Annotated in this window: 9 protein-coding genes; 4 read left to right on the plus strand and 5 right to left on the minus strand. The window is 67.7% G+C overall.

What is annotated here, in order from left to right; all coding sequences use genetic code 11:
* Nucleotides 1-63 precede the first annotated feature (63 nt).
* The 3 genes from VD964_RS06265 to VD964_RS06275 form a co-directional block, all read right to left on the minus strand.
* Nucleotides 64-954 carry a 50S ribosomal protein L11 methyltransferase gene (locus tag VD964_RS06265; RefSeq protein WP_324866674.1) on the minus strand — a complete coding sequence of 297 codons (891 nt, stop codon included), beginning with the start codon at nucleotides 952-954 and terminating at the stop codon, nucleotides 64-66.
* Between the two features lie 117 nt (nucleotides 955-1,071).
* Nucleotides 1,072-2,268: a hypothetical protein gene (locus VD964_RS06270; RefSeq protein ID WP_324866676.1), complete on the minus strand. Its 1,197-nt coding sequence runs from the start codon at nucleotides 2,266-2,268 to the stop codon at nucleotides 1,072-1,074.
* A 103-nt stretch (nucleotides 2,269-2,371) separates the two neighbouring features.
* Nucleotides 2,372-4,720, minus strand: coding sequence for an ATP-dependent helicase (locus VD964_RS06275; RefSeq protein ID WP_324866678.1), 2,349 nt, complete (start codon nucleotides 4,718-4,720; stop codon nucleotides 2,372-2,374).
* 583 nt (nucleotides 4,721-5,303) lie between these two features.
* Here VD964_RS06275 and VD964_RS06280 point away from each other — a divergent pair.
* Together VD964_RS06280 and VD964_RS06285 are read left to right on the plus strand one after the other, a co-directional pair.
* A complete protein-coding gene (locus VD964_RS06280; RefSeq protein WP_324866680.1) occupies nucleotides 5,304-5,984 on the plus strand; it encodes a response regulator transcription factor in 681 nt (226 codons plus the stop codon).
* Nucleotides 5,985-6,279: 295 nt separating this feature from the next.
* On the plus strand, nucleotides 6,280-6,954 hold the full coding sequence (locus VD964_RS06285) for a response regulator transcription factor (protein ID WP_324866682.1): 675 nt from the start codon (nucleotides 6,280-6,282) through the stop codon (nucleotides 6,952-6,954).
* Between the two features lie 212 nt (nucleotides 6,955-7,166).
* On the opposite strand, the gene VD964_RS06290 is transcribed toward VD964_RS06285, so the two are convergent.
* Nucleotides 7,167-7,841: an alpha/beta hydrolase gene (locus VD964_RS06290; protein WP_324866684.1), complete on the minus strand. Its 675-nt coding sequence runs from the start codon at nucleotides 7,839-7,841 to the stop codon at nucleotides 7,167-7,169.
* A 234-nt stretch (nucleotides 7,842-8,075) separates the two neighbouring features.
* The gene (locus VD964_RS06295; protein WP_324866686.1) at nucleotides 8,076-8,624 is read right to left on the minus strand and encodes a hypothetical protein; all 549 of its coding nucleotides are present in this window, start codon (nucleotides 8,622-8,624) and stop codon (nucleotides 8,076-8,078) included.
* Nucleotides 8,625-8,894: 270 nt separating this feature from the next.
* On the opposite strand from VD964_RS06295, the gene VD964_RS06300 reads away from it, so the two are divergent.
* Together VD964_RS06300 and VD964_RS06305 are read left to right on the plus strand one after the other, a co-directional pair.
* Nucleotides 8,895-9,335 (plus strand): YccF domain-containing protein, encoded by a 441-nt coding sequence (locus VD964_RS06300; protein WP_324866688.1) that lies wholly within the window; start codon nucleotides 8,895-8,897, stop codon nucleotides 9,333-9,335.
* Between the two features lie 212 nt (nucleotides 9,336-9,547).
* A partial coding sequence (locus tag VD964_RS06305; protein ID WP_324866690.1) for a hypothetical protein occupies nucleotides 9,548-9,897 on the plus strand: 350 nt, incomplete at its 3' end.

Here is a 9,897-nt window from a genome sequence, read left to right on the forward strand (position 1 = left end):
GTGTCGGGACATCGTCCCTAGGGGAAGTCGCAACCCGGCCCTTTGGTTTCAACGGCCCCTGGCTTAACGCTTGACCACAAGAGTGGTCCATTCCCCGACCGGGATGCGCGCGACAAGCCGAAGGCCCTGGTTGCGGTGGGCCTGGATGACGTGGCGTTCCTGCCGGTTCAGCAGGCCGGCCAGAACGGCATAGCCGCCCTTCTTCAGGTGGCGGCGCAGCTGCGGCGCCATGCGCGACAGCGGGCGGGCCAGGATGTTGGCGGTGACCAGGGTGTAGGGCTTGTGCCGGCCGACGATGCGGGTGTGGTAGCCGTCGCCGCCCTGGGCGCGGATCATGCCCTTCTGCCCGTTCAGCGCCGCGTTGATGCGGGTGACGCGCACGGCCTCCGCATCGATGTCGACGGCGGTCACCGGCACGCGCCAGCGCTTGGCCACCGCCAGCGCCAGGATGCCGGAGCCGCAGCCCATGTCGAGCGCGCCGCGCCGGCCGCCGCGCGGCAGCTTCAGATGGCGCGACAGCCGGTCGAGCGCCTGCAGGCAGCCGTTGGTCGAACCATGCTCGCCCGTGCCGAAGGCGGTGGCGGCGTCCACCAGAAGCGGGATGCTGCCGGCCGGCACGATGCCCTCATGGTGGGAGCCGTGGACGAAGAAGCGGCCGGCGCGAATCGGCGGAAAGCCCTGGTAGCTGTGCGACACCCAGTCGATGGGCGGCAGGTTCTCGACCGCCAGCCGCGGCTCCTCGATTCCCAGCGCCTTGGCTAGCACGGCGACGCGCGACTGCAGCCGCGCCTCGTCGGGGGCGCCGTACAGCGTCGCCTCGACCAGCCAGTTGCCGCCCTCCTCCAGTTCGAAGGTCGACACCGCATCGGCATGGTCCCCCACCGCCTCGGCGAAGGCGGGCGCATGGGCTTCGGGAACGACCAGCGCGATGCGCCAGAGCGGGGTTTGCGACATGACAGGGGCTTTCCGACGACGACGCGAGAAGAAGCGGCGTTTTTAGCATCAAGCCGGAAAGACACCAAGGATTCCGGATGCTGCCCGGTTTCGATGAAAAGGCTTCGAGGAAAACCCCTACCGTCCCGACAGCCGATCGGCGATGTCGTGCATGCCCTGGGCGCGCAGGACCGACTGACGGTGGCGCAGCAGACGCCGCTCCAGCGCCTTTTCCATCGCCGCCCCGCCCAGCAGTGCGCCGTCCGCCCCCTTCATCCGGTCGGCAAGGTCGCGGGTCAGCATGCCTTCCGCCTTCGCGTCGCGCCGGTCGAGCGGGTGGTCCCCGGCGACACTCTGGCGCAGCCGTTCCAGCAGGACGGCCAGGCTCTGCGGCGCGCGGCCCTGCAGGGCGAGGCGGCAGACCCGGCGCAGCGACGCGGCCATCGGCGCCAGTGCCGGATCCGCGTCGCGGTCGAACAGCGCGTCGGCCAGCGCGCAGAGCCCGGCATGCAGGCTGGGCTGCGCGCCCAGCAGTTCCTTCATCGTATCGGCGGAGCCCATGATGTCGGCGATCACCCCGTCCAGCAGGGCAAGATGCCGCGGCCAGAGGTCGTCGTCGATCATCGCCAGCAGCAGTTCCAGCTTGCCGGCCAGCGTCCCGCCGCCTTCCAGATGCTGGCACAGCAGGATCAGGAACAGCGCGTCGTGCCCCGCCTCCCCCACCGACTCCTCGATCCTGTTGCTGGTGCCGGGCAGGTCGGCGGCGTCGAAGCGCGGCAGCCGGCGCCGTTCGGCCAGCGCATCACGGGCGGCCCCGGCGACCGCCTCCACCATCTGCCGCAGTTCGCGGGCGCGGGCGGCATGCGACACGCCGTGAAGATCGGCATGGTGGCGGGCCACCGCATGGATGGCGGCGCCCAGCAGCGCGCCCTGCTCCTCCAGGCGGCGAAACAGCGGCCAGGAATGCAGCAATTCGGTCGGGGTGATGCGCTGGGCATCCAGATAGGGGCGCAGCAGCCGGCCGATGACCACCCGGCTTTCGAAACCGCTCAGGTTGTCCGGCTTGCGGCAGATCGGCGCCCCTTCCGCCGTGCCGCCCAGGGTCAGCCCCTTGCGCGCAACCTGCGGCGCCGTCTTGTGCAGGATCACCGTTTCCAGCGACAGGCCGGCGATGGTGCGGAACTTCACCACCTTCGCCTCCTCCACCCCGGAGGCGGCCAATTGGGAGCGGGCGGCCGACAACGCCGCCTCCTGGTCCGTATAGGCGCCTTCGATGAGCCAGCGTCCCTCGCGGCGGCTCTGCACCTCGTAACTGACGCTGCCCGTTCCGAACACGGCGGAAGACCTCCGGCTCCGTTGCAATGCTGCAATACTGGCCGGCGACGGAAGCCGCGGCTGTGACGGCCGTCACAGTGCGGCAAACCGTCCGCCCGCCCCCTCAGCCTGCCTTGTCGGCAGGCACGACGAAGCTGTCCATCACCTTCTTGGCGCCGGAATGGTCGAAATCGATCTCCAGCTTGTCCTCCGCCACCGCGGTGACGGTGCCGTAACCGAATTTCTGATGGAACACGCGCGCCCCCTTGGCGAAGGGCGCATCGGGCCGCGGACGCGGCGCCACGGCATAGGCGCCCTGGTCCAGCGTGATCGTCTTGGGTGCCGGCGCCTGCCGGGTGGAGCCGCGGAACTGGAAGCCGCCGCCCGAACCGCCGCCGAAGCCGCCGGCTCCATAGGCCCCTGCCCCGCCGCCGAAGCTGCCGCGCCCGCCGCTGCCGGCGAACAGGCCGTTGGCGGCCTCCGCCTCCACATTGTCCTGCGGGATTTCCTCGACGAAGCGGGACGGCACGGCGCTGACCCAGTTGCCGTAGAGCCGGCGGTTGGCGGCATGACTGACATAGGCGCGGCGTCGCGCGCGGGTCAGGCCGACATAGGCCAGCCGCCGCTCCTCCTCCAACCCGGCGATGCCGGTCTCGTCCAGCGCGCGCTGGTTGGGGAACACCCCCTCCTCCCAGCCCGGCAGGAAGACATGGTCGAACTCCAGCCCCTTGGCGCCGTGCAGCGTCATCACCGTGACCTGCTCGATCCCGGCGGCCTCGGCATTCTCCATCACCAGCGCCACATGCTCCAGGAAGCCCGGCAGGTTCTCGAACTCCGCCATGGCGGTGATCAGTTCCTTCAGGTTCTCCAGCCGGCCGGGGGCCTCCGGCGTCTTGTCCTCCTGCCACATGCGGGTGTAGCCGGATTCGTCAAGGATGGTGCGGGCAAGCTCGGTGTGCGGCACCGTCGCCATCAACGTCCGCCAGCGGAAAAAGTCCTGCAGAAGCCCGCGCAGGGTGGCGCGCAGCTTCGGCTTCAGCTCGTCCGTCTCGGTCAGTGCCCAGCCGGCCTCGGTCAGCGACAGCCCCTGCGCGCGCGCCGCGGTGTAGAGGCACTGCATGGCCGCCGGGCCGACGCCGCGCTTGGGCAGATTGATGATGCGCTCGAAGGCGAGATCGTCGTCGCCGGAATTGACGACGCGGAAATAGGCCATCGCGTCGCGGATTTCCTGCCGCTCGTAGAAGCGGGGACCGCCCAGCACCTTGTAAGGCAGGCCGAGCGTGATGAAGCGTTCTTCGAACTCGCGGGTCTGGAAGCCGGCGCGGACCAGCACGGCGATCTGCGCCAGGGACGTGCCCTTGCGCTGCAGCGTCTCGATCTCCTCGCCGACCCAGCGCGCCTCCTCCTCGCCGTCCCACACCGCCTTGACCTTGACCGGCTCGCCACCGTCGGCCTCGGTCCACAGCGTCTTGCCGAGACGACCCTGGTTGTTGGCGATCAGCCCGGATGCCGCGGCCAGGATATGGCCGGTGGAGCGGTAGTTCTGCTCAAGCTTGATGATGGTCGCGCCGGGGAAGTCGGTCTCGAAGCGCAGGATGTTGCCGATCTCCGCACCGCGCCAGGCGTAGATCGATTGATCTTCATCGCCGACGCAGCAAATGTTCTTGTGCGCCTGGGACAGTATCCTCAGCCACAGATACTGCGCGACGTTGGTGTCCTGATACTCGTCGACCAGCAGATATTTGAACTTGCGGTGATACTCCGCCAACACGTCCGGATGGTTCTGGAAGATGGCGAGGTTGTGCAGCAGCAGGTCGCCGAAGTCACAGGCGTTCAGGGTGCGCAGGCGCTCCTGATAGGCACGATAGATCGCCACAACCCGGCCGCCGGCCACATCGCCGCCGTCGGCGTCGCCGAGACGGTCGGGTGTCAGGCCGCGGTCTTTCCAGCGTTCGATGGCGCCCAGGACCTGCCGGGGCGGCCATTTCTTGGAATCGATGTTCTCGGCCGCCAGAAGCTGCTTGATCAGCCGCACCTGGTCGTCGGTGTCGAGGATGGTGAAATTCGACTTCAGCCCGACCAGTTCCGCATGGCGGCGCAGGATGCGCGCGGCCAGCGCGTGGAAGGTGCCGAGCCACCAGCCCTCCGGCTCGATCCCCACCAGGTGGGCGACACGCTCGCGCATCTCGCGGGCGGCCTTGTTGGTGAAGGTGACAGCCAGGATCTGGAAAGCGGCGGCGCGGCGGGTCATCAGCAGATGGGCCAGCCGGGTGGTCAGCACCCGCGTCTTGCCGGTGCCGGCGCCCGCCAGGACCAGCACCGGCCCGTCCAGCGCCTCCACCGCCGCCCGCTGGGTCGGGTTCAGCCCGTCCAGATAGGCGAAGCGCTGCGCCGCGCTTGGAAAGCCCGTGGCCGAAGCGGCAGCGGGGGGAGCGGCATGGCTCAACGGATCGTCGTCGTACGCGTCTGACATGGGCGGCCCGGCTTGGGGAAAAGAAGAAAAATCGGCTCAAGCATGGGAATGCTGTCTTGCGGTTGGAACGTATATAGCACAGAGCGCCCCGGCACGAACCCTGCGACAGACCGCGTCTCCCATTCGGGATTGCGCGGTTGCGCGACCGAACCTAGGCCGAAGGGCGGGCGTTCAGGACATAGGACTCCAACCATCGGGCAGGGGCGCAATCCTCGCGCGGCCTATGCCGGCCGGGGTCGAAGTCCCGCCATATTGCAACTGAGAAACATGACCAAGTCAGAGGCCCGTGGTTAACGATTTCCCCTTTTCTGTCACAGGCCGTTATTCCGCCCGACCATCAAAGTTCCGCTTATGTCCGCATCTTGTCTTATCCGGTCTTACGGCATATGCCCATTGCTCGACGCGAAATTTACCTAAGCGAAATTTTGCGCCGCGCAAATCGGGGGTATCTATGGATCACAACGAGGCACCCCACACCCTGAGGGGGGAGCGGGCCGGACGCGAGAGCGAGCGGTCGGGGATGCCTCGGAAGCGCCAATCGGCGCCACTTTGATCGGAACGGAACAAAAGGCGGGCTGAGACCATGGATGCCATCAACGTTTTCCTCATCGATGCCAACAAGCTTTTCCGTGAAGGCATGAAGCGCCTGTTCGAGGGCACTCCCTTCAACGTCGTCGGCGAGGCCGGCAGCCTGCGCGAGGGCCTGACGGCGCTCGGCACCGGCACCACCCCCGACCTGATCCTGATCGATCTGCCGAGCGGTGCCGACGAGGAAGTCGAGGCGATGCGCACGCTGCGCGAGGGCCATCCGTCGATCCGGATCGTCATCCTGACCAACGACCTGGAAACCCGCCGGCTGTCTGCCGCGCTGGGCGCCGGCGCCGGCGGCTACCTGCTGAAGGACATCGCCTGCGAGGCGCTGATGCAGTCGCTGAAGCTGGTGATGATGGGCGAGAAGGTGTTCCCGACCCATCTGGCCGAACTGCTGGTCAGCGGCCGCACCGAGGACATGGGCGCCGAGCTGCCGACCCGCCGCAAGGGCCTGTCGCAGCGCGAGGTCCAGATCCTCCGCTGCCTGCTGAACGGCAACAGCAACAAGATGATTGCCAACCACCTGAACATCACGGAAGCCACCGTGAAGGTTCACCTGAAGAGCCTGCTGCGCAAGATCAACGCGTCCAACCGCACCCAGGCCGCCATCTGGGCGCTGAACAACGGCATCGGCGATCAGGCCGCCGAGACGGGCGTCGCCGCCACCGTCTGACCTTAGCCGTCCGATCCTCATCAGACAGAGTTTCGCCAAAGGTCTCGCCAGCCATCCGTCCTGGCCGCCCGCCCCTTCCATCCGGGGCCGGCGGTCGGCGGGGCGGCGCCGTTTCCGATTCCGGCGTCAAGGCGAATGACGCCGCCGTTCCGGACGCGAAAGGAACGGGCATAGAGGAAGCGGTCTAAGACGAAAAGCGAACTACAGCGTCAGAATGACCGTGCCTATGTGAACGTCCGGGCCGATGACGCCATTCCGGTGTGCCATCGCCGCAACCTTCCTGGAAATGCCCGCGATGAACGTGCTGATCGCCGACGATCACCTGTTGTTCCGAGACGGTCTGCGCCGCCTGCTGGCGCAATTCGACGACGACATGACGTTTTTCGAGGCCAGCACCTATGACGAGGTGCGGTCGCTCTGCGACGGGACGAGACCCTTCGACCTGATCCTGCTCGATCTCGGAATGCCGGGCTGGACCGGCTTCTCGGCGCTGGGCGACATCCATGTCAGCCTGCCCAAGGCGCTGCTGGTGGTGGTATCGGGATCGGAGAAGCGTTCCGATCTTCTCGCCGCGCTGGAGAACGGTGCGGCCGGCTACATCCCAAAATCCTCCAGCGCCAAGGTGCTGCTGGGCGCACTGCAGCTGGTGCTTGCCGGCGGCATCTATCTTCCCGAACAGGCGATCCGCGGCGGCGACCGCGTCGATCAGATGCAGGGCGGCTATGGCGGCGGCGCTGCCGGCGACCAGACGGACGACTCCGCGGCGCTTGGCAACGGCAGCGGCGGCGACCAGCTGACGCCACGCCAGCGCGACGTTCTGGCCCGTCTGCGCGACGGCAAGTCCAACAAGCAGATCGCCCATGAGCTGGGGCTGACGGAAGGAACCGTGAAGGTCCACGTCACCGCCATCCTGCGGCATCTGGGCGTGCGCAACCGCACGCAGGCCGCACTGACGGCGCAGAGCTTCTAGGCGTTACATTTCGACGGTCATCCCGGCGAAGGCGGGAATCCAGGCTTGTGCCCGCCCTTGCACCGGAAACTCTGGATCCCCGCCTTCGCGGGGATGACGCAAAGTTCCTTTTGATCCAGAGACTTAGCAATGCCTGGAAATATGTGCATTCCGTAGCGCGAAGGCGCGGATCCAGAAGGTGGGGATCCAGGGTGCATCATTGGGTGCGCGCCCTACCGCTGCGCCCGCTCCACCGCGGAGACCAGGGCCAGCAATGCGCCGCGCAGTTCGGCGGCATGGGTGCGCGGGCGGACGGCGGCGGCATCGGGGACCGCGACGACGGTCAGCGTCCGGCAGCCGGTCAGCCGGCTTTCCAGCCGGGCGAACAGCTCCGCCGGTTCGCTTCCCTGCATCAGGGTCACCGGCACCCGCACCGCCGGCAGCTCCGCCTCCAATTCACCGAGGCGGTCGGTCAGGTCCACGGGCCGCGGCCGTCCGAAACAGGTGGACAGGGCGTTCCAGCGCCGCCGCAGCGGCGAATCGGCCCCGACATCGTCGACGATCATCACGCCGCCGACCTGATCCGGAAAATCCAGCGCCGCCACGATGGCGAGCGGCGCCGTCACCGCGCTCGCCACCAGCACCGGCCGCCGCCCGCCGCGTTCCACCAGCATCGACGACAGCCGTGCCGAGGCGGAGGCGGGCAAGGTCAGCCATTCCTGGCCCGACGGGACATGGTCGAGCAGGCGCCACCAGGCACCCTTGCCGGGATGGAGGAAGATCACCTGCCTGCCCAACGGATCGCCCGCCCGGTCAGCCGTGCGGTCACCGGCCGTGCCGTTCACCGCGAAGCGGACGGACTCTGCCCGTCCGGTGCGGACGGTGGAGGGCTGGGTGTGAAAGAACACGTTCGGGTTCCCCGGTGCTGGCGTTCCGCGATGGGACGTTCCCACCGCCGACGCCAACCCTAACGAAGCCGAACGCAAGTCGTCCCGTACGATAAATCGGGCAAAACCCTTAACACGGCCTCGAAAGCCGCCCTGCCCGCAAAAGGTTTCAGCCGCCGCCGAAACGGCTCAAAAACAAACCAAATTTCATTACTTGCCGGTGCTGTTTTTTTGGCCGGTGCTGTCGGCAGCTGCTCAATGCAGCGTCACCTCCATCTCCTCGCCGTCCGGCGCCACCGCCATCGGACGGCGCAGTTCGCCCGCCAGGCTCCGCCATTCCGGCGCCCCGCCCAGCTGTTGCAGCAACTGCGCGGTGAAGGCGAAGACGGCATGTTCCAGAGGCCCGTTGTCCTCGGCGTGGGCGTTGACGGTCAGGCAGGACTCGGCCGCGCTTTCGAAGATGGCGGCGGCGGCGCTGGTGCCCGGCCCGGGATCGGGCAGAGGGATGGCCTTCGGCTTTTCCCCGCTGACGCGCAGGCGCGACAGGTTGTCGGCCAGCAGGCGGGTGCGGATGGCGTTGTCGACCGCGGCGGCCATGGTGTAGCCGGCCTCTTCTTCGACGGTGGCGCGCAGGACGCGCAGGCCGGCGATCAGCCCGCGGACGACGTCGCCGCCGCTGCCGCGCTTGGTTGCCGCCGCGACGGCGGTGCCGAGGATGGCGGCGACCACCGGCGACAGCGATTCGCCCTCGCGCGGCATGTTCGGCGCATCGGCGCCGGGGTCGGTGTTCAAAGCCTCGTTCATGCGGCCTCCGATCCGTATTGTCCGGAAACGGGCGGCCCGCCGGCGGTGCTGTCGGCGGAGGACCCGTCCGGACGCGTCGTCATGATGCCTCTACCGGATCTGTGGACCCTGCGGATCCGGTTCAAGGCATGGATTGCATGAACCTCCCCCTCTTTCGCGCCCCCGGACGGGGTGCCCCATCGTTGCGGCTGGTCCCGCACTCGAAAGCCGCCCCTCTGGTCCACGGCCGGGGCCGTCCCCACATCTGCGGCGAAAGGGAGGGTTCGTGTCATGCCTCTGCTCAGTCTTCTCCTCAATGCGCTGTGGTTGATCACGGGCGGCATCTGGATGGCGCTCGGCTGGCTCCTGGCCGCGGTCCTGATGGCTCTGTCCATCATCGGCCTGCCCTGGGCCCGGTCCGCCCTGACCATCGCCCTGTACACCTTGCTTCCCTTTGGACAAACCGCCGTACGCCGGGATGAGTTCCGCGGACGCGAAGACATGGGCACCGGCGCCCTGGGCTTCATCGGCAACGTGGTGTGGTTCGTGCTGGCCGGCTGGTGGCTGGCCGCCGGCCATCTGATCGCCGCGGTGGGTCTTGCCATCACCATCATCGGCCTGCCCTTCGCCTGGGCGCATCTGAAGCTCGCGCTGCTGGCGCTCTGGCCGGTCGGGACCGAGATCGTGCCTGCCGACGACGCCGACCGTCGCCGCATGCCGGGCCGCATCTGACGGTCCGGCGATCGGCCGGGGGCGGCCGTCGCGGCAGGACGCCCCCTACCGTTCCGGCGTTCCATTGCAGTACGGTCGTCTTGGCGGCGGCAAAGTTACGGCGCCGTAACCGATGCTTAGGCCATTAACCGTTACTAAAGGATATGCCCCCAAAACTGTCGGAATATGTCGGCGTGGTTTCAGGCTTCCGGAACGAGGGGACATCGCTCTTCATGTCTTGGCTGTCGATCTTTTCCGGGGGCAACAAGGCGTCCGGCGCCGCGAAGACCACCGGCGAGCCGCGACGGGAACGGCCGTCCGCCCCGCCGACGATCGTCATCGATCACCACGACTACGTGCCGGAGGAATTCGTCCTCGGCTCCTTCCGCATCCGCCCCTATGACGGCGACCTGATCGCCAAGCAGAAGTTCGATTTCCGCCTGCAGTTCGACCTTGGCGGCGATCCCGTGGACGTCTCCTGCATCGGCATGGTGGTGAAGCTGACGGAGGAGGCCGGCCTCGTCGCCCGCTTCCAGTCGCCCCAGCCCTTCTACGAACGCAAGCTGATCGAGTACATGAAGGC

Origin of the sequence: Azospirillum sp. (genome assembly GCF_035628975.1) — a bacterium.
GTDB lineage: Bacteria > Pseudomonadota > Alphaproteobacteria > Azospirillales > Azospirillaceae > Azospirillum.

Coding starts and splice junctions, on each gene's coding strand:
- VD964_RS06265 (WP_324866674.1), bottom strand. CDS start 954: ATGTCGCAAACCCCGCTCTGGCGCATCGCGCTGGTCGTTCCCGAAGCC.
- VD964_RS06275 (WP_324866678.1), bottom strand. CDS start 4,720: ATGTCAGACGCGTACGACGACGATCCGTTGAGCCATGCCGCTCCCCCC.
- VD964_RS06280 (WP_324866680.1), top strand. CDS start 5,304: ATGGATGCCATCAACGTTTTCCTCATCGATGCCAACAAGCTTTTCCGT.
- VD964_RS06285 (WP_324866682.1), top strand. CDS start 6,280: ATGAACGTGCTGATCGCCGACGATCACCTGTTGTTCCGAGACGGTCTG.
- VD964_RS06295 (WP_324866686.1), bottom strand. CDS start 8,624: ATGAACGAGGCTTTGAACACCGACCCCGGCGCCGATGCGCCGAACATG.
- VD964_RS06300 (WP_324866688.1), top strand. CDS start 8,895: ATGCCTCTGCTCAGTCTTCTCCTCAATGCGCTGTGGTTGATCACGGGC.